Origin of the sequence: Thermohalobaculum sediminis (assembly GCF_023487995.1) — a bacterium.
Taxonomy (GTDB): Bacteria; Pseudomonadota; Alphaproteobacteria; order Rhodobacterales; family Rhodobacteraceae; genus Thermohalobaculum; species Thermohalobaculum sediminis.
Window position 1 is genome coordinate 784941 of sequence record NZ_JAMFKN010000001.1, and the last position, 18527, is coordinate 803467.

The window sequence follows — 18527 nt, forward strand, 5'->3', positions numbered from 1 at the left end:
GCCGGTCTATTCCATCGCGCGCGCCGCGCAGCAAGCCGCGCCGGGATCAGGCGATGCACTCGCCCCCGTCGATCACCAGCGCGTGGCCGGTCATGAAGGACGAGCGGTCCGAGGCGAGGAACAGGATCGCCTCGGCGATCTCGTCCGCCGTGGCCCATCGGCCCATCGGGATCCTGTCTCGCACATGGGCCTCGAGCGCCGCGCGCCCGCCCATCTGGCGCATGAAGGGGGCGTTGAAGGGGGTGTCCACCCAGCCCGGGCAGAGCGCGTTGAAGCGGATGCCCTCGCGCGCATAGTCCAGCGCCATCTGCCGCACCATCGCGACCACCGCGTGCTTGGTGGTGGCGTAGGCGATCATCTCGCGGTCGTAGAAGACGCCCGAGTTAGACGAGGTCACGATCACCGAGCCACCGCCTTGCCGGCGCATGTGCGGCAGCACGGCACGCGCGGCGGTGAAATGCGAGCGCACGTTGAGCCGCCACGAGGCGTCCATCCCCTGGGGCGCGACCTGCTCGAGCGTGCCTTCCACCTGGATGCCGGCATGGCTGTGGAGGATGTCGATCCGGCCGAAGCGGGCTGCGGCCTGCGCGACCAGCGCCTCGATCTGCGCATCGTCGGCGCAGTCGGTGGCAATGGGTTCGGCCACGCCGCCGGCCGCGCGGATCGCCGCCGCCGTCGCCTCGCCCGAAGCGGCGTCGCGGTCGGCGGTCACCACCGCAGCCCCCTCGCCCGCGAGCTTTAGCGCCCCTGCCCGGCCGATGCCCGATCCCGCCCCGGTCACGATGGCGACGCGTCTCGCAAGGATCATGGCGCGGCACCCCCGCCGCCCGCGCCGCGGGCGCGGCGGCGCATCAGCACCTGCGCCGCGATCAGGAGCGTCAGCGAGAAGCCAAGGACCACCGTCGCGATCACGTTCGTCTCGGGCGTGATGCCGCGCCGGATCGACGAAAAGATGTAGATCGGCAGCGTCGTCTTCGAGCCCGCGACGAAGAAGGCGATGATGAAGTCGTCGAAGCTGAAGGTGAACGAGAGCAGGAACCCCGCCAGCACCGCGGGCAGGATCTGCGGGAAGGTCACCTGCCGGAAGGTGCCCCAGGGCGTGGCGTAGAGATCGGCCGAGGCCTCGATCAGCGACTGGTCCATGCCCTGGATGCGTGCGCGCACGATCACGATGACCAGCGCCATGGTGAACAGCGTGTGCGCCGCGATCACCGAGCCATAGCCAAGGTTGAGCCGCGGCGCGCCCTCGGGCCCGCCGGGCCAGAGCGCGGCGATCAGCGGGTTCAGCGCATCGAAGGCCGCGACCAGCGCCACCAGCGTGGCGATGCCGATAACGATGCCAGGGATGATGATCGCGATGTAGGTGAGCACGTCGAACGCCACGCGCACCGGCCCGCGCACCCGTTGCAGCGCCAGCGCCGCCATGGTGCCCATCACGGTCGCCAGCGTGGCAACCGTGCCCGCGACGATCAGGCTGTTGGTCAGCGCCTCGATGAGAAACGTGTTCTGGAAGGTCCGCGGATACCAGGCGGTCGAGCAGCACTCGAAGCTGGCCGCATGGCGCCCGGCATTGAAGCTGAACAGCACGATCAGCGCGATTGGCGCGTAGAGGAAGAGGTAGATGAAGGCGGCGTAGAGGCGCATCTCTCCCTCAGATCAGCGACGCGTCGCTGCGCGTGCGCTCGCGGCCCACGAGCGCGAGATAGGCCGCGATGGCGACCAGCATGATGACGACGAGGGCGATGGCCACGGCCGAGCCGAACGGCCAGTTGCGCGATTGCAGGAACAGGTCGACCAGCGCGTTGCCGACGAAGAACACCTTGCCCCCGCCCAGCAGCGCCGGGATCAGGTATTCGCCCATCAACAGGATGAACACGAGCAGCGAGCCGGTCACCAGCCCCGGCATCGACAGCGGCAGCGTCACCTGCAGGAAGGTCCGCAAGGGCGTGGCACCGAGATCGTCCGAGGCTTCGAGCAGCCGCTTGTCGAGCTTCTCGAGGCTCACATAGATCGGGAACACCATCAGCGGCAGATAGCCGTAGACGATGCCGATCAGGACGGCGGTGGGCGTGTTGATCAGCCGCAGATCCTCGATGCCCACCATGTCCAAAAGGCGCGGGATGCCGCGCCCGCCCAGGATGTAGATCCACGCATAGGTGCGGATCAGGAAGCTCGTCCAGAACGGCACGATCACCAGCACCAGCAGCATCAGCTTGACCCGCGCGCCCGCCCTGACCGCGAGGTAGTAAGCCAGCGGATAGGCGATGATGACGCAGAGAGCCGTGCCCAGCGGCGCCAGCGTCAGCGTGTTGGTGAAGGCGGTGAGCCGCGCCGGCAGGTTGGCGTATTGCTCGAGCGTGAAGGCGGCCTCATAGCCGCCCGCGGGCGCCCGCTCGCCGAAGCTGAAGACGAGGACGACGGCCAGCGGCATGACGAGGAGCAAGAGGAACCAGAGCGTGGTGGGCAACAGCAGCATCGCTGTCACCCGGCTCTGGCGCCGCTCGATCGCCGTGCCGTCCGCCATCGCCCCCGCCCCCCGTCAGGCCGCCTTGAAGCGGGCCATGATCTCGGCCCTGAGCGGGTCGGTCAGCGTCACCGCCGCGCCGAACTCGAGCGGGTCGAGCAACTCCTTCGCCGGATACATGATGGGGTTCGACGTCATCTCGGCGGGCAGGAGCGCGGTGGTGCGGGTGTCGGGCACCGGGTAGCCATGCGCCTCGACCTCGCGGGCGTTCACCTCGGGGTCGAGCAGGAAGTCGATGAAGGCATAAGCCGCGTCGAGATGCGGGGCTTCCTTGGGGATGGCGTAGAAGTCGCTCCAGAGCTCGCCGCCTTCCTTGCCCAGCACGTAGTCGATCTCGGGCATGTCGCGGTTGAGCTGCAGCCCGTCGCCGGTCCATGCGATCGACATCCACGCGTCCGTCGAGCGCATCGAGGGCTGGTAGTCCGAGTTGATGGCAAAGAGATGCGGCTTCGACTCGATCAGCAGCTTCTCGGCCTCGGCCAGCTCCTTCGGGTCAACGGAATTGAAGGAATAGCCAAAATACTTCAACGCGTTGCCGATGGTGGTGAGCTGGTAGTCATGCACCATCACCCGGCCCGACGCCTCGGCGCGGGTCACGTCCCAGAACGCCTTCCAGGTGTCGAGCGGCATCTTGAGCTTGTCGCGGTTCACCACGAAGCCGGTGGTGCCCCAGTTCTTCGGCACGGCATAGACCTGGCCGTTGACCGAGCCCGGCTCGATGAACCGCGCCTCGTAGGCGCTCTCCACGAAGTTCGGGATGCGCGAAAGGTCCAGCGGCTGGATCAGGTCGAGATCGACATAGGTGGTGATCGTGTAGTTCGTGGGCACGAACACGTCCCAGCCGGTGCCGCCCGCCTGAAGCTTGGCCAGCATCTCCTCGTTCGAGCCGAAGACGCTGACCTGCACCTCGGCGCCCGTCATCTCGGTGAACTTCGCGTAGTTGTCGGGGTTGAAGTAGTTGGGCCAGGTGGCGACCGAGACGCGGTCGCCGATCTTGCCCTGTGCCCAGGCCCTGCCGCGCAGGCCGGGCACCGCGCTCGCCATCACGGCAGTCGCGAGCCCGAGGCCGGTCACCCCCAGGAAATGGCGGCGGCTGACCGAGCCCTTCTGGTAGCGGCGAAGCTGGCGGAGGAACTCGTCCGCGCCGATCGGATCCGGAAACTTCCTCGTCATCGTGTGGATCTCCCTGTTCCTGATCTCTCCACGTCCGGCCCGCAGGCGCGCGCGCGCCCCGGCCCTCAGTCGTCCCCCAGCACGAGAGCCGACCGGTCGTTCCAGGCGATGGTGACCGCCTGACCTTCCCCGAAGCTGCCACGCTCTTCCTCGGCGAGCTTCGGGACCAGTGCGAGCATGTCGCCGATACCCTCGACGGCGACCAGATATTCGGTGTGCTCGCCGAGGAAGATCCGGTTACGGATCCGCCCGGCCAGCGCAACGTCGAAGCCGCCGGAGGCAGCGCCGTCGGGCAGGATGGCGACGGTCTCGGGCCGCACCGCCAGCACGGCCTTCTCGCCCTCGCCCAGCGCCCGGCCGCCCGCCGGGCGGCGCCCGCCGAAGCCGCGGCCATGCGGGTCGCGCAGGCCGCCCCCGGCGCGCGCGGTGCCGGCGATGAAATTCGACTTGCCGACGAAATCGGCGACATAGGCGTTCGCCGGCTCGTCGTAGAGCTCGCGCGCGCCGCCCATCTGCACGATGCGCCCGTCGCGCATGATGCAGATGGTGTCGGACATCGACAGGGCCTCCTCCTGGTCGTGCGTCACCAGCACGAAGGTGATGCCGACATCGCGCTGCAGGGTCTGGAGCTCGATCTGCATGTCGCGCCTGAGCTTGCGGTCCAGCGCCGCCAGCGGCTCGTCCAGCAGCAGCACCGTGGGCCGGTTGACCAGCGCGCGGGCCAGCGCCACGCGCTGCTGCTGCCCGCCCGAGAGCTCCCAGCTGCGGCGCCCCTCGAACCCCGAGAGCCGCACGAGCTCGAGCGCCTCGCCGACCTGCCGGCGGATCGTGTCGCGGTCGGGCCGCGGCCGGCGCTGCCGCAGCCCGTATGCCACGTTGTCGAAGACGTCGAGATGCGGGAACAGCGCGTAGTGCTGGAACACCATGTTGACCGGGCGCCGGTGCGCGGGCGTGCCGACGACCGAGCGCCCCTCGATCAGCACGTCGCCCTCGCTCGGCTGCTCGAAGCCCGCGATCATCCTGAGCGAGGTGGTCTTGCCGCAGCCCGAGGGGCCGAGGAAGCTGAAGAACCCGCCGCGGGCCACTTGCAGGTCCATCGACTGCACGGCGGTGACCGCACCGAAACGCTTGGTCACGCCGCGGAATTCGATATCGAAGTCGGACGTGGCCTGCGTCTGCACGTCTATGCCCCGTTCCCCGGTCTGCCCCATCGAATGCGTGAAGCGGGGTCTATATCCCCCGCGGCCAGTGATGCTCCCAGAAACGGTTTCGCATTGATATACCTCCGGAGGAGTATTTCCCGGCGCGCCGCCCCGTCGCAGGCTTGCCGCGCAGGGCGACCGAGCGGGACGGACGGTGGCGATGACGGCGCAGGCGCGCGAATGGCACGAGGGGACCGGGCGGGTGGTCGCGGCGCTGAGGACGCCCGACTTCGCGCCCCGCCTCGTCGAGGCGCTGGGCACACTGGTCGCGTTCGACCACTCGGTGATGTTCGCCTATCGCGGCGACGCCCGGCCGCTCGACCTCTTCGACAATTTCGGCATGAAGCGGCGCGAGGTGTTCGTCTCCATCTACCAGGACGGGCCCTATCTGCTCGACCCCTTCTTCCAGGCCTGCCGCAACAGGGTTGCGCCGGGGCTCTACCGGATCCGCGAGCTGGCGCCGGACCGGTTCTATCAGAGCGAATACTTCCGCTCGTATTACGTGAGCACGGGGCTTGCCGAGGAGATCGGCTTCATCGTCGCCCTGCCCTCGGAGGTCCGCGTGGTCATCTCGCTGATGCGGGCGGGCAATCGTCCCGCCTTCAGCGAGCGCGAGATGCGCCGGCTGCGCGAGGTCGAGCCCTTCGTGCTGGCCGCCGCCGCCGCCAACTGGGAGAGCCTCGCAAGCCGCTTCGAGGGCGGCGAGGACGCGCGCAAGAGCGACATCCTCGGGCGTTATCTGGACGACGCGTTCCGCAACTTCGGCCGCTCGGTCCTGACCCCGCGCGAGTCCGAGGTGGTGAGCCTGGTGCTGCGCGGCCACTCGTCCGAGTCGATCGCCCGCGTGCTCGACATCGCGCCGGGGACGGTCAAGATCCACCGGCGCAACATCTATGCCAAGCTTGGCATCTCCTCGCAGGCCAACCTGTTCTCGCTGTTCATCTCGGGCCTGAGCGGCGAGCGCTGAGACCGGGCCGCGTGGGGTGAAATCCTGCCCGGGCGGTGGCATGATCGCGCGATGACCGAGCCGGCCCACGAATGCCCGCACCCCTCGACCGCGCCGCGCGCGGGGCTCGCGGCCGACCAGATCGCCGACCGGCTGGAGGAAGCCGCCGATCTCCTCGAGGCACAGGACGCCAACCGCTTTCGCGTCATGGCCTACCGGCGGGCCGCCGGAACCCTGCGGGGGCTGGACCGCGACCCCGCGGCCATCCTTGCGGAGCGGGGCCTCGACGGCCTCGTCGCGCTGCCGGGCATCGGCGCGAGCCTTGCGCGCGCGATCGACGAGATGGTCGAGACGGGCCGGTGGGCGCAGCTCGAACGCCTGCGCGGCGAGAGCGAGCCGGAGGAGCTGTTCCGCGTTCTGTCCGGCATCGGCCCCGACCTTGCGAAGCGCATCCACGACCAGCTGCATGTCGACACGCTCGAGGCCCTCGAGATCGCGGCGCATGACGGGCGGCTCGAGACGGTTCCGGGGATCGGGCCGCGCCGCGCGGCCTCGATCCGCGCATCGCTCGGCGCCACGCTGGCCAGACGCCGCCGCAAGTCGCCCGAGGATCACGGCGAGCCGCCCGTCGCGCAAGTGCTGGCGGTCGATGCCGACTACCGGCGGCGCGCCGCCGAGGGGCGCCTGCGGCGGATCGCACCGAAGCGCTTCAACCCCGAGGGCGAGGCCTGGCTGCCGGTGATGCATGACGAGCGCGACGGGTGGTCCTTCACGGCGCTCTTCTCGAACACCGCGCTCGCCCACCAGCTTGGCCGGACGCGCGACTGGGTGGTGATCTATTTCAGCCGCGACGGCGGAGCCGAGGGGCAGCGGACCGTCGTCACCGAGACGCGCGGCCCACTGGAGGGACAGCGCGTCGTGCGCGGGCGGGAGGCCGAGTGCCGGCGGCATTACCTCGCGGGATAGCGCCGCGCCGCCCGCGCGACCTGCGCGGCGGCGGTCAGTGTCCCGGCTCGCTGGCGGCGCTGAGCGAGCTGCGGGTCCAGGTGTCGGGCCGTTTCAGGAAGTCGTGCAGGGTCTTGCCGCGCTCGGCCCGAAAGCGATCGCCGGTGACCGAGAAGTCCGTGATCCGGTCCAGCCGGAAAGTGCGGAAATCGTCCCGCAACTCGCACCACGCGGCGAGGATCCAGACCGGGCCGAAGAAGGCGAGCGACAGCGGCCGCACGGTGCGCTGGCTGGCCTGGCCGATCACGTCGCGATAGCCGAAATGCACCTTGATCTGGTGGCGCAGGGCCCGGCGCAGCTCGGCGAGGTCGAACTCGACCGGCTCCATGTGCCAGGACGAGGGGGCGAGGAGCGCGGTGCCCTCCATGTAGTTGCGCAGGCGCTCGGGGATCGCCGCCTCGATCCTTGCGATGGCGTTACCGGCGGCCTCGGCAAGCTCGGCGTCGCCCCAGCTCTCGACGATGCGCGCGCCGAGCACCAGCGCCTCGATCTCCTGCTCGGCGAACATCAGGGGCGGCAGGTCGTAGCCGGGCCTGAGGACATAGCCGACCCCGGCCTCGCCCTCGATCGGCACGCCGCTGGCCATCAGGTCGCGGATGTCGCGGTAGATCGTGCGCTCGGACACCTCCAGCGCCTCGCCGAGATCGCGGGCGCGGATCGTCGGCTTGCGGCGCATGAGCTGGATGATCTCGAAAAGCCGGTCGGCGCGGCGCATCGCACCTCCTCCAAGCCGTGACGGTCGCGCGCCCGACGCGCCCGCCGGCGGTAGCGTCACCAGGGGCGGGTGTTCGACAGGGCGGCCGCGAGGCCGATCTCCCCGCAGGCCGCCGCGGAGCCGAACGCGCCCCGTGCTTCTCCCGCCCTGTGGACGGTCGGAGCCGGAGCGTCGTTGCGCCCCAGGGAGCAGCCGATCCGGGCACTGGTTTCCATGAGCTGACACTCCGGGCTTTCGTCCCAAGGCGACCGGACGACCTATCCAACCGCGTTTCACCGCGAAATTCAAGGAACCGGCCTGGCGCGCATGACGTGCCGCCGGACGGCCCGGGGCGCGGGAAACCCGCGGGGGAAAAGGCCTTTTCGGGCTCACTGCGCAGGACGGCGAGGACCCGCCGCCGATCCCGCCGGAAGGCTGCTGACAGCACGCTGTCAGGAGGGACGCGGCGCTGCTGCCACAAGGCTGTCAGCAGGCATCGCGGATGATGCATCCGACGCGGCGCCACCGATCCGCCGCCACCCCGACAGAAGGAAGACCGACATGACCAGGCCTGCACCGATTCCCTCCCTGCCCCTCGCCGGCACCCGCGCGCTGGTCCGCGCGGCGGCGGGCTTGCGCGCCGCCTTCGTCGCGATCGACGAGGCGCGGCGGGTCCGCAGGACGATCCGGATGCTGCAGGGCTTGAGCGATCACGCCCTGCACGACATCGGCGTCGCACGCGGCGAGATCGAGGCCGTGGCGCGCGGCCGGTCCGGGCATCCCCGGCGCCGGAACTGATGCCCTGCACCACGACCGCGGGGCGCGCGCTCCCGACCGGCGGGCGCGCGTGCCTCGTCTCAACCAGCGTCATCAGGCAGCAGGAAGCTGCGCGGCACGTGGACATAGTCAAGCCGCCGCAGGTCCGCGGGCGCGGGCCCCGGCGTGTCCACCGCGACGATGGCGCCACAAAGCGGTCCGAAGGCCGCGTGGAAGTGGTTTTTCGCCTTGGCCATGAACACCGCGACCGAGGCGGGATCGATGCCGTGCAGGTCGCACCAGCCGGGATCGTTCGCGCTCTGGCAGGTCTCGGCGATGACCACCTTCAGGGGGCCATCCTCCAGCACCGCGGTGCGGCCGAGATCGACCGCCATGCCGCGCTCCATCGGCCCGGTGTTGACGAAGCGGCCCGCGGTCAGCCGGGCAACGCGGCCACGGAAGGGGATGGGCGGGCCGAATTCGGGCGCCACCCGGCCGCCCAGCATGCAGTCGATGGCCGCCCCTTCGCCCGCCGCGTGCGCACGGGCAACCAGCGCGGGGTCGTGGAAGAAGCAGAACACCGCCGGAAGCGCGCTCCCTGCGTCAAGCCAGGCCCGCAGCAGCGCGGTCGTGTCGCCGATTCCGCCCGAGAGCGGGTTGTCCGCAGGCTCGACCACCGCGACGGGCCAGCGCGCGCCCGCGGCAATCGCCCGAAGCGCCGCGCCGATGCCGCCCGCGGCGTCGGGAAGGTCCGGGCGGAACCGCTCGCGCCTTGCAAGCACCGCGTCGGCGAGCCGCCGGGCGATCGCGCCCGCGTCGGCCCCGGCCTCGTGGCAGATCGCGACCGTGGCATGCGCGTTCGGCGTGTCGGCATAGGCGAAGCCGCCGAACACGGTCACGTCATGGATGCCCGGCGCGCGCTCCTCCTCCGCCGCCAGCGCCACAAGCTCCGCCATCGGGCCCGCATCGGTGCGCATGAGATGGCTCGCCGGCAACATCGGCACCGGCGCGAGCGTGACCCGCGGCCTGATCTCGCCCGCCACGGCACGCTCGAGAAGCATGAGCGCGCGCATCGCCGTCGCGAACATGTCGACATGGGGATAGGTCCGGTAGCCGGTCAGGATCTGCACGCTGTCGGCGATGCCGGGCGCGAGGCAGCCATGCATGTCGAAGCTCACGGCCAGCGGCACATCGGGGCCCAGGGCGGCGCGCATCCGCGCGAGCAGCGTCCGGTCGGGGGCGAGATCCCCGGTCCCGATCAGCGCGCCGTGGAGCGAGAGATAGACCGCGTCCCAGTCGCGGCCCGCAAGGCCGCCCACGATCTCGTCGCAGATGACCTCGAGATCGGCCTGCAGAACCGGCCCGCCGGGCGGCGCCGAGGTGCAGCGCAGGACCTCGGCCCGCCAGCGCGGCCGCTCGCGCAGGAACTCGGCAACGGCGCCAAGCTCGGTGGCCGTGTCTGCGCAGCGCGCGAGGGCCTCGGGGCCCTTCGCCCACTCGCGGGCGCGAAAGGCGTCGAGCCGCGCCGGGATCGGGTTGAAGCTGTTCCCCTCGTACCACAGACGCCCGACCGCGAACCGGACCTCGCCCGCCACCTCGCCCTCCCGCCCACGCGCGGCCGCGAGCCGCCCCCCGGCGGCATTGCCACACTGCCAGCCTATGCAGCCGGACTCGCGCCGGTCAACGGGGCGCGCCGGGCGATGCGCTTCGACGCCGGGCTCAGCCCCTCTGCCCCGCCTCGTCGCGCGCGGTTTGCGGGCCCGGGGCCGCATCCTTGGCCGCGGAGGTCGACACAGGCGCCCGGAAATGCTTCGGCCGTCCGCCGCCCTCCGGCACAGCCCCCTGGCGGGCCTTCAATTCCTCGCCGACCGCGGCGATCGCCTCGATGGCGGGCACGAGACGCCTGCCGAGATCGTTCAGGCTGTACTCGACCGACGGCGGCGAGGTCGGCATCACGCGGCGCTCGACCACGCCGCAGTCCTCGAGCTCGCGCAGGCGCGTCGTGAGCACCTTGGGCGAGATCCGCGGGATGTCCGTGCGCAACTCGCTGAACCGCCTCGGGCCGCCCCGCAGATACCAGAGGATGTTCGGCGTCCACGCCCCGCCGATGATCGCCATGCATTCCAGCAGGGGGCACTGCTCGGGCGGGGGCGGGCTCTGATTCTTGCGGACCTTCAGGGGCATGGGGAAAGGCTGGTTACCTCGTGGAAACTCCGGAATTCGGTATCACATGAAAAGCAGGTTTACAAAGGATACCGCCATCGGCAGGGTTCCCGGCGACGATCGGGACAGCCGGTCGGGCCAGAGGAAGGATCCCATGAAGCTCTATTACAGCCCCGGAACGTGCTCGCAGTCGGTGCACATCGCCCTTCACGAGGCGGGCGTCGAGCACGACATCGTGCGCGTCGATCTCGCGGCCAGGACCACCGAGGATGGCGGCGACTACGCCCGGATCAACCCGCTGGGCTATGTTCCGGCGCTCGAGCTCGACGGCGGCGAAGTGCTGCTCGAGGCGCCCGCGATCCTGCAGTTCGTCGCCGATCTCAGGCCCGAGGCGGGCCTCGCACCCGCGAACGGCACGTTCGAGCGCGTCCGGCTGCAGGAGCAGCTGAACTTCACGGCCTCGGAACTCCACAAGTCGTTCGGCCCCTTCTTCGCGCCGGTCAAACCCGAGGGCGCCCTGCGCGCGCAGGCGCTCGCCAAGCTGGGCAAGCGCTTCGATGCCCTCGAGGCGCGGCTCTCGGACGGGCGGGCCCATGTCATGGGCGAGAGCTTCACCGTCGCCGACGCCTACACCTTCGTGGTCGCCTCATGGGCGGGGCTGATCGGCTTCGACCTCGCGCAGCATCCGCGCGTGCGCGACTACGTGGCGCGCGTGGCCCGGCGGCCGCATGTGCGCGAGGTGCTCGCACGGGAAGGCCTTGCGGCATGACCGGGCGGGAGGGCGAAGCCGGACCGGCTTCGCCACGTCCAACGCGGCGCGGTGCGACAGACATGCGATCCGGGATCGAAGCGCAGATGGCGCTCTATTTCGACGGGCTCTATCACGGCGACGTGGCGCGCCTGCGGCAGGTGTTCCACCCCCTGGCGCGCTACGTCTGCGCCACGGACCCGGAGGACCTCGTCCATCTCGACATGCCGGGCTACTTCGCCCTCGTCGCGGCGCGGGAGGCGCCCGCGACGAGGGCCGAGCTCCGGCGCGACGAGATCGTCTCGATCACCTTCGCTGGGTCGAGAACGGCGCTGGTGCAGGCGCGCTGCGCCATCGGGCCGAGATACTTCACCGATTTCCTGAGCTTCATCGCGACCGCCGACGGGTGGCGCATCATCGCCAAGGTCTTTCACTACGATCTCACCCGGCCCTGAGCGAGCGGCGCCACGTGGCCAAGAGCGCGTGATCGGAAGGCCCTTGCGGAGCGATGCGATTGCCCTTCCGCGGTCGATCGAATCCTGCCAGCGTCACGACGCTTCTCTCTCAAGGCCGGGGCGCGCCAGATGTCGAGACTCCCACCGACGGCCTGTCTGTTCGGCGCACGCGCGCTTCGCGATTTTGGCGACGGCTTCGTGGCGGTGCTGCTGCCGGTCTATCTCCTGACGCTCGGATGGACGCCCGTCGAGGTCGGCGTCGTCGCGACCGTGTCGCTCCTTGGCTCCGCGCTCATGACCATCGGGATCGGGATGCTTGGCGCCCGATGCGACCGGCGCCTGCTCCTTGTCTTTGCGGCGGGCCTGATGGTGGCGACCGGTCTTGCCTTCTCGGCGTCCAGCGACTACGCCGCGCTCCTCGTCATCGCCTTCGTCGGCACGATCAACCCGTCGGCGGGCAGCGTCAGCCTGTTCGTGCCGATCGAGCATGCGGCGCTGGCACGGGAGGCCGGTGATGCCGAACGCACGCGGATGTTCGCGCGCTACAGCCTGGTCGGCGCGCTCGCCGCGGCCGCCGGCGCCTTCGCGGCCGGACTGCCCGAGGCGATGGCCCATCTGGGCCTCGACCGGCTGAGCGCATTGCGGCTCATGTTCGTGCTCTATGCGCTGCTGGGCGCGGCAGGCGGTCTGCTCTATTTCCGCCTCCCGCGCCGCGCGCCGAGATCGCCGTCGGGCGAGGCATCCGTGCTGGGCCCGTCGCGCCGCATCGTCTTCCGGCTTGCCGCGCTTTTCAGCCTCGACGCCTTCGCAGGGGGCTTCGTCGTGCAGTCGCTGCTCGTGCTGTGGCTGTTCGAGCGGTTCGGGATGTCGCTGCCGGCGGCGGGCGCGTTCTTCTTCGCCTCTGGCGTCCTCTCGGCCTTCTCGTTCCCGGTCGCCGCCTGGCTGTCGCGCCGGATCGGGCTGGTCAACACCATGGTCTTCACGCATATCCCGTCGAGCGCCGCGCTGATGCTGGCCGCCGTGGCACCCACGCTGCCGGTGGCGCTGGCGCTGCTGCTCCTGCGTGCCGCGCTGTCGCAGATGGACGTGCCGACGCGGGCGTCCTACGTGATGGCCGTCGTGACCGAGGCGGAGCGGCCGGCGGCGGCGAGCTTCACCTCGGTGCCCCGCAGCCTTGCGGCAGCGGCGAGCCCCGCGCTTGCGGGCGCCCTCTTCGCCGCAGGCCACCAGGCCCTGCCACTGCTGATCTGCGGTGTCCTCAAGATCACCTATGACCTCCTGCTGCTGCTCCAGTTTCGCGATGTGAAGCCGCCGGAGGAGAGGTGAGGCGCGATTGGCTGAGCCGGCGGAGGCAAGCCGCAGCGTAGCCCGAACGGCAAGCCGCGCCGAATGAACTGTCTGCCGTCAGCGCCTATGGGCCGAATTGACGTGATTGGGTAAGGGAGGGTTTCTGGCTCATCGTAACCACCATGGAGTGGAGATGAGACAGCAATCCGGGACACCGAAGGCGACGGCTGAACAGGTCGTGAAGGACATCCGCGGCAGGACGCGGAAGCACCATTCAGCCGAAGAGAAGATCAGGATCGTGCTGGAGGGGTTGCGGGGCGAGGCGAGCATCGCCGAGCTGTGCCGGCGCGAAGGCATTGCTCAGAGCCTGTATTACTCGTGGTCGAAGGAGTTTCTCGAAGCCGGCAAGCGGCGCCTGGCCGGCGACACCGCACGCCAGGCGACGAGCCCCGAGGTGAAGGAGCTGCGCGCCAAGACCGCTGCTCTGAAGGAGGCGGTGGCCGATCTCACGCTCGAGAACTACTATCTCCCGGGTGCCCTCGAGCAGGCCATCGAGGCCTTCGTCGAGCATTACAACCACCGCCGATACCACGAGAGCCTCGGCAAGCTCACCCCGGCCGACGTCTCCTTCGGCCGCGGCGACAACATTCTCAGCGAAAGGAGGAGGATCAAGGAACAGACCCTGAAGCAGCGCCCCTTGCTCAACCAGAGACAGGCTGCATAGAGTTGAACCAGATGAGCCAGATCCTCCAAAGGCGCATCACGTCACGACGCCCATTTCATCTGACGACGGACACTCCTCGATGGTCGCGTCCGGCGTCGCCTCGAGGAGCGAGAGGATCAGCGGCGCCTGCGCCTCGATCCGGCCCGAGCGGCGATCCCCGCCCAGGGGACCCGGGCGCGCGTCCCCCTTCGTCCGCGCCAGCGCCCGCCAGCGGCTCACGCTCGCCGCGCTGACACCGAACCGAGCCGCCGCCGCCCGGTGCGATGCGCCTTCCGCCACCGCAGCCAGAACCCGAACCCGAAGATCGAGAGAAAGAGCCTTCGACATGTCCGCCGGCCTCCTCCTCCCGGCAAACATCTTGAATCAGAACACGCGCCCCTTGGGAATCCCCTTCGATTCAATCAGATGGGCTTCCGCCCTAAAACGTGCGAACCTGGACCTGATCCCTTGCATGACCGCGGCGGTGCTCAGGGGGGAGCTCGATATCGGCAAGGCGGCGACTACCCTCGAGGTCGCGCTGGAGGAGCAAGGGCTGTGAGTGGCGATGCGCAGGGTGCATCCGCAGGTTCCGTGTCGGCGCGGTTTCCCCCGGTTCTCGAGCCCAACGGTTCCTGCCGTCGCGCGCGAGGCTCTTTCGTGGGCGGTTCCTCGCCGGGGTCGGCCCGCTCGACTCGATCCGTCGATCGCGGCGAGGGTCGGGGTGCGGGGGGCCGTCTCGCAGTTGTCTTCCCTTAGGCGGGGAGCAGCCGTTCGCTGCTCTCGAAACGAAGGCCTGCTCAGCGGACGAAGCCGACCTCGCAATTTCGTCCGCTTCGGTGCCTCATCCGGCAATCGGCACTCCTACCAATGAGAGCTCCAGAAGGCGCTCATTTCTTGTGCGCACGTCAGACGCCCATCACGGTCTGGCGGACGAGGAGCTTCTTGGCCGCGCCTAAGTACCTGCTTGACCGAATGACTCCTATCAACCGTCAACCTGATTTCGATGCTGGCTGTTCCAGCGAATACTTATTGGCCAGCGCCGCAAGGCTTTGGAACTTTTTGCGGTACGCTGCCGGAGTGAGGCCCACTCGTTTCTTGAACACCCGCCGAAACGAAGACCCGTCTTCGTAGCCCACCGCCGCCGCGATCTCGTCGATGGGGCGCTGGTCGCGCTCCAGCACTTGCTTCGCTTCCTCGATGCGGAGCGCCTGCACATAGTCGATGGGATTGTAGCCGGTGACCGACTTAAACCGGCGGGCGAAGGTCCGCGCGCCTAGGCCTGAGCGCTCCACCATCCGTTCGACAGGGTTCTCAACCTCGTAGTTCTCGGCGATCCAGGCCTGGCATTCAGCAATCAAGGCGTCCTTGACCTCCATCGGACGGGTCATCACGGCATATGGGGACTGCCCTTCCACATGGTCCGTCATCAGGAAGACCTTAGCGGTGTCGACCGCGTGCCGATGGCCGCAGTACCGCGCGATCAGGTAGAAGGCGAGGTCGTGCCAGGCACTGACAGCGCCGGCAGTGATGACTCCTGCGTCCTCCGCCTTCAGGCAGAGTGCCGCGCTGTCGCGGAACGTGACGTTCGGATAGTACCTATGGAACATGTCGCGATAGGCCCAGTGGGCTGTCGCTTCGCGACCGTCTAGAACACCTGCATCGGCGAGCACGAGTGCGCCAGAACACACCGACGAGAGCAGTGCGCCGGCGGCATGCATTTCCCGCAGCCACGCGCATTCGCGAGGATAGCGGCCCTTTGGCACGGCCGTTACGGCGACGTACATGTCGCAAACTATGATTGCATCGGGAATGGATCCTGGACGCCGGAAATCCTCGAGCGCCGCGTGGGGGCGCACGGGTATGTCGCCGACGCAACTGAACGGCCGGCCATCTGCCGAAACGATCCGCACGTTGAGCAATTCCCGCTCGGGCGCGCCCTTGACCAGCTCAGGATAGATCCCGCCGACGGTCGTCAGGACGTCGTAGAGCCCATAGAGCACCATGGCCGACGTCTCGGGCGAGGCAAGTAACAGGATCGTCGGGCGTCGGCCCATAGCATGCGTCGGTTCTGTCATTTTCGGCGCGGTTCTGTCGCTTTAGGCTCGTCCACTTGTCAATTTAGGCACGTTTCCAACCCATTTGCCACTGTCCTAGCGATGCCTCATCGCCGATGGTCGACATATGCCATGGACAGGGAGGCTCCAATGGACGCTCAGCACATCAGCATCGAGGACCTCAAGACTTATTTCTTGGGCACCGTCCTGACCGAGGGTGACGCCGCCTTCGACGGGGCACGGCAGCTGTGGAACGCGATGATCGATCGCCGGCCGACGGTCATCGCACGCTGCCGCGGGACGGCGGACGTCATTCAAGCCGTGCGCTTCGCCCGCGCGCAGGGCCTGCCCGTCGCCATCCGCGGTGGCGGGCACAACGTCGCCGGTCACGGCGCCTGCGACACCGGGGTCATGATCGATCTCTCGCAGATGCGCGCCGTGCATGTGGACCCAGACCGACGCATCGCCGTCGTCGAGGGCGGCGCCACTTGGGCCGAGGTGGACCGCGAAACCCAAGCCTTTGGCCTCGCCACGCCGGGTGGTCTAATCTCCGAGACCGGGGTGGCCGGCCTCACTCTATCCGGCGGTTTCGGATATCTTCGCGGACGCCATGGCCTGACTATCGACAACCTCGTCGCTGCCGATGTCGTGACGGCCGACGGCACGCTCGTGCGTGCCAGCGCCGATCAGAATCCGGACCTGCTCTGGGCACTCAAGGGGGGCGGCGGAAATTTCGGCGTCGTGGTGCGCTTCGAGTTTGCGCTGCACCCCGTCGGCCCGGAGGTCATGTTCATCGCGCCGATTTATGCTGTGGAAGACGGTCCCGGGCCGATCCGCGCCTGGCGCGACTACGTTGCCGAGCACGACAAGGACCTCGCGATGATCTGCGAGTTCTCCACGGTGCCGGAAGACGACGGGTTCCCACGCGACGCCTGGGGCAAGAAGGTGTTTGCCCTCGTGGGCATCGCCACCGGCGCGCCCGATGCCGCCGAGGCACTGGCCAGGCCCTTGCGCGAGCTCGGGCCACTGGTGACGGATTTCTCGGGCCGGATGGCCTATACTGATATCCAGCGGCTCTTCGATGCACAGACCCCTTTCGGCGAGATGCGCTGCTACTGGAAGGCGCGCTACCTTACCGACCTGCCGGACGCGATGATTGATCTGGCCATGGAAAATGCTTCGCGCGCCCCGTCGCCCAACACGATCTCGTCGTTGTGGAACATGGGCAGCGCGGTCCGGGCCGTGCCGGCGGAAGCATCGGCATTCGGCGATCGCTCTATGGGATGGATGTACTCCGCTGACGGCGTCTGGGCCGACGCCGCCGACGACGCGGCCAACATCGCGTGGGCACGGGATAGCTGGTCGCGGGCCGAGCCCTTCGGCCACCAGGGCCGCGCCTATCTGAACTTCCCCGGTCACGGCGAGGACGGCACGCTTACCCGCGATGCCTTTGGGGACAGCTATGACCGTCTGGCGAGGATCAAGGCAAAGTACGATCCCGACAACGTTTTCCGCTTCAACCAGAACATCGCACCGTCCGCCTGACAACGCCGGGCCCTTATCGGCGGGTGCGCTCCCGCCGATCAGGTTCCGTTTTCCATTTCACCGGGAGACCACGATGACCTTTGCCAACCCCACGCCCAGGGATGATCTCATCTACCTCACCGAGGGCGGCTTCGAAACCGAGTTGCTCTACTTGCATGGGATCGATCTGCCCTGTTTCGCCGCGTTCGCGATCCTGTCCGATCCGGCCAAACGCGCTGTCGTCAAAGGCATCTACGAACGTGTCTGTGATGTCGCGGCGGCCGAGGGCACGGGGCTGCTGCTCGGATGGATAGGCTATCGCGCCAGTCCGGACTGGGGCGCCAAACTGGGCCTCTCCCCCGACGGATTGCGGGAGGCCACGCTGGCAGGCATCGATTTCCTCGAGGAGCTGCGCACATCCTATGCCGACCAAGTGCCCGACTTTCGCATCAACGAGGGGCTGGGGCCACGGGGCGACGCCTATGGCACCGGCGGCGCGATCACGGAAGCCGAGGCCGAGGACTATCACGCGGTTCAGCTCGAAACCGTAGGTGACAAGGTGGATCTTGTCTGGGCGGCAACGCAAAACAACGTGCCGGAGGTGATCGGAATGGCCCGCGCGGCAAAGGCCCTTGGCCTGCCGTTCGCCGTGTCCTGGAGCCTCAACAGCGAAAGCCGCCTCAACTCCGGTCCGTCGCTTCAGGAAGCGGTGACCCGCGTCGATACCGCGGTTCCCGGCGGTGTGGCCTGGCACTCCACCAACTGCTCTCACCCGCTCGAGTTCGAACCCGCGCTCACTCCAGGAGCCTGGCGGGAGCGCCTGCGCTGTATCCGACCCAATGCCGCGGCAATGGACAAGATCGCACTGTGCAAGCTCGGCCACCTGGAGGATGGCGACCCCGTTGAGCTCGGCCTCCAGATGCGCCGCGTCGCCGAGCGTTTTCCGTGGATGGACATCTGGGGCGGATGCTGCGGCACCGACCATCGTCACCTTGCCGAGATCGCGCGCCAGGTGAAAGCGGCGAGGGCAGCACTGACCATGACTGTATAGCGCCACCCAGTGCCGTGCGTGGCCCGCCGTTTCTAACATTACCGGTTGGCGCGAAGAGTGCTCTAGATGGTGGTGTCAGACGAATGCGAACCAGTCTGTGTTCTGCCGGGGCAAAGGCCCTTCAGGCCGCGCCGAGCTGCCGCCATTCGGCAAGTGCGGCGGCGCGATTGAGCTTGAAGATGTCCCTGCTTGAGAGGCTGCGTTCCTGGTTGAAGTGGTTGTAGGCGGAGGCAGGGACTGTC

Annotated in this window: 18 protein-coding genes and 4 pseudogenes; 11 read left to right on the plus strand and 11 right to left on the minus strand. The window is 68.7% G+C overall.

The genetic code is table 11. The features are described 5' to 3' along the window. Positions 1-46: 46 nt before the first annotated feature. The 5 genes from M1105_RS03750 to M1105_RS03770 all read right to left on the minus strand — a co-directional run bounded on the left by M1105_RS03750 (position 47) and on the right by M1105_RS03770 (position 4794). Positions 47-808 carry an SDR family NAD(P)-dependent oxidoreductase gene (locus tag M1105_RS03750; RefSeq protein ID WP_249578999.1) on the minus strand — a complete coding sequence of 254 codons (762 nt, stop codon included), beginning with the start codon at positions 806-808 and terminating at the stop codon, positions 47-49. Then, positions 805-1644, minus strand: a complete 840-nt coding sequence (locus M1105_RS03755) for an ABC transporter permease (protein ID WP_249579000.1) — start codon at positions 1642-1644, stop codon at positions 805-807. Before M1105_RS03755 ends, M1105_RS03750 begins: the two co-directional genes overlap by 4 nt. Before the next feature lie 7 nt (positions 1645-1651). Further along, positions 1652-2524, minus strand: a complete 873-nt coding sequence (locus tag M1105_RS03760; RefSeq protein WP_249579001.1) for an ABC transporter permease — start codon at positions 2522-2524, stop codon at positions 1652-1654. Between the two features lie 15 nt (positions 2525-2539). Further along, a complete protein-coding gene (locus M1105_RS03765; RefSeq protein ID WP_249579002.1) occupies positions 2540-3697 on the minus strand; it encodes an ABC transporter substrate-binding protein in 1158 nt (385 codons plus the stop codon). A 65-nt stretch (positions 3698-3762) separates the two neighbouring features. Continuing rightward, positions 3763-4794 (minus strand): ABC transporter ATP-binding protein, encoded by a 1032-nt coding sequence (locus M1105_RS03770; RefSeq protein WP_264759496.1) that lies wholly within the window; start codon positions 4792-4794, stop codon positions 3763-3765. Between the two features lie 265 nt (positions 4795-5059). On the opposite strand from M1105_RS03770, the gene M1105_RS03775 reads away from it, so the two are divergent. Together M1105_RS03775 and M1105_RS03780 are read left to right on the plus strand one after the other, a co-directional pair. Beyond that, on the plus strand, positions 5060-5866 hold the full coding sequence (locus M1105_RS03775; protein ID WP_249579004.1) for a response regulator transcription factor: 807 nt from the start codon (positions 5060-5062) through the stop codon (positions 5864-5866). A 51-nt stretch (positions 5867-5917) separates the two neighbouring features. Next, complete coding sequence (locus tag M1105_RS03780) at positions 5918-6811, plus strand: helix-hairpin-helix domain-containing protein (RefSeq protein ID WP_249579005.1); 894 nt, start codon at positions 5918-5920, stop codon at positions 6809-6811. A gap of 34 nt (positions 6812-6845) precedes the next feature. On the opposite strand, the gene M1105_RS03785 is transcribed toward M1105_RS03780, so the two are convergent. Next, the gene (locus M1105_RS03785) at positions 6846-7565 is read right to left on the minus strand and encodes a helix-turn-helix transcriptional regulator (protein ID WP_249579006.1); all 720 of its coding nucleotides are present in this window, start codon (positions 7563-7565) and stop codon (positions 6846-6848) included. A 540-nt stretch (positions 7566-8105) separates the two neighbouring features. Between M1105_RS03785 and M1105_RS03790 the strand changes: the two genes are divergently transcribed. Then, on the plus strand, positions 8106-8342 hold the full coding sequence (locus M1105_RS03790; protein ID WP_249579007.1) for a DUF1127 domain-containing protein: 237 nt from the start codon (positions 8106-8108) through the stop codon (positions 8340-8342). 59 nt (positions 8343-8401) lie between these two features. Here M1105_RS03790 and M1105_RS03795 read toward each other — a convergent pair whose 3' ends face one another. Further along, positions 8402-9895, minus strand: a complete 1494-nt coding sequence (locus tag M1105_RS03795) for a M81 family metallopeptidase (RefSeq protein ID WP_249579008.1) — start codon at positions 9893-9895, stop codon at positions 8402-8404. A 124-nt stretch (positions 9896-10019) separates the two neighbouring features. After that, positions 10020-10484, minus strand: coding sequence for a winged helix-turn-helix transcriptional regulator (locus M1105_RS03800; protein ID WP_249579009.1), 465 nt, complete (start codon positions 10482-10484; stop codon positions 10020-10022). A gap of 133 nt (positions 10485-10617) precedes the next feature. Between M1105_RS03800 and M1105_RS03805 the strand changes: the two genes are divergently transcribed. The 5 genes and pseudogenes from M1105_RS03805 to M1105_RS03825 all read left to right on the plus strand — a co-directional run. Beyond that, positions 10618-11232 carry a glutathione binding-like protein gene (locus M1105_RS03805; protein ID WP_249579010.1) on the plus strand — a complete coding sequence of 205 codons (615 nt, stop codon included), beginning with the start codon at positions 10618-10620 and terminating at the stop codon, positions 11230-11232. 62 nt (positions 11233-11294) lie between these two features. Continuing rightward, positions 11295-11666, plus strand: coding sequence for a nuclear transport factor 2 family protein (locus M1105_RS03810; protein ID WP_249579011.1), 372 nt, complete (start codon positions 11295-11297; stop codon positions 11664-11666). Between the two features lie 129 nt (positions 11667-11795). Next, positions 11796-12992, plus strand: coding sequence for an MFS transporter (locus M1105_RS03815; RefSeq protein WP_249579012.1), 1197 nt, complete (start codon positions 11796-11798; stop codon positions 12990-12992). Between the two features lie 154 nt (positions 12993-13146). Continuing rightward, positions 13147-13482: pseudogene (locus M1105_RS03820) on the plus strand (transposase); the annotation flags it as partial. An 18-nt stretch (positions 13483-13500) separates the two neighbouring features. Further along, positions 13501-13677 (plus strand): annotated as a pseudogene (locus M1105_RS03825) (integrase core domain-containing protein); the annotation flags it as partial. 72 nt (positions 13678-13749) lie between these two features. Here M1105_RS03825 and M1105_RS03830 read toward each other — a convergent pair. Beyond that, positions 13750-14004: pseudogene (locus M1105_RS03830) on the minus strand (helix-turn-helix domain-containing protein); the annotation flags it as partial. Between M1105_RS03830 and M1105_RS03835 the strand changes: the two are divergent. Continuing rightward, the gene (locus M1105_RS03835; RefSeq protein ID WP_249579013.1) at positions 14003-14215 is read left to right on the plus strand and encodes a hypothetical protein; all 213 of its coding nucleotides are present in this window, start codon (positions 14003-14005) and stop codon (positions 14213-14215) included. The pseudogene M1105_RS03830 and the gene M1105_RS03835 overlap by 2 nt on opposite strands. Positions 14216-14645: 430 nt before the next feature. On the opposite strand, the gene M1105_RS03840 is transcribed toward M1105_RS03835, so the two are convergent. Beyond that, positions 14646-15659, minus strand: a complete 1014-nt coding sequence (locus tag M1105_RS03840; RefSeq protein ID WP_249579014.1) for a GlxA family transcriptional regulator — start codon at positions 15657-15659, stop codon at positions 14646-14648. Between the two features lie 201 nt (positions 15660-15860). On the opposite strand from M1105_RS03840, the gene M1105_RS03845 reads away from it, so the two are divergent. Further along, positions 15861-17255 (plus strand): FAD-binding oxidoreductase, encoded by a 1395-nt coding sequence (locus tag M1105_RS03845; RefSeq protein WP_249579015.1) that lies wholly within the window; start codon positions 15861-15863, stop codon positions 17253-17255. Between the two features lie 73 nt (positions 17256-17328). Continuing rightward, complete coding sequence (locus M1105_RS03850) at positions 17329-18285, plus strand: homocysteine S-methyltransferase family protein (RefSeq protein ID WP_249579016.1); 957 nt, start codon at positions 17329-17331, stop codon at positions 18283-18285. A gap of 121 nt (positions 18286-18406) precedes the next feature. On the opposite strand, the pseudogene M1105_RS03855 reads toward M1105_RS03850, so the two are convergent. Continuing rightward, positions 18407-18526 (minus strand): annotated as a pseudogene (locus tag M1105_RS03855) (IS6 family transposase); the annotation flags it as partial. Between the last annotated feature and the right edge of the window lies 1 nt (position 18527).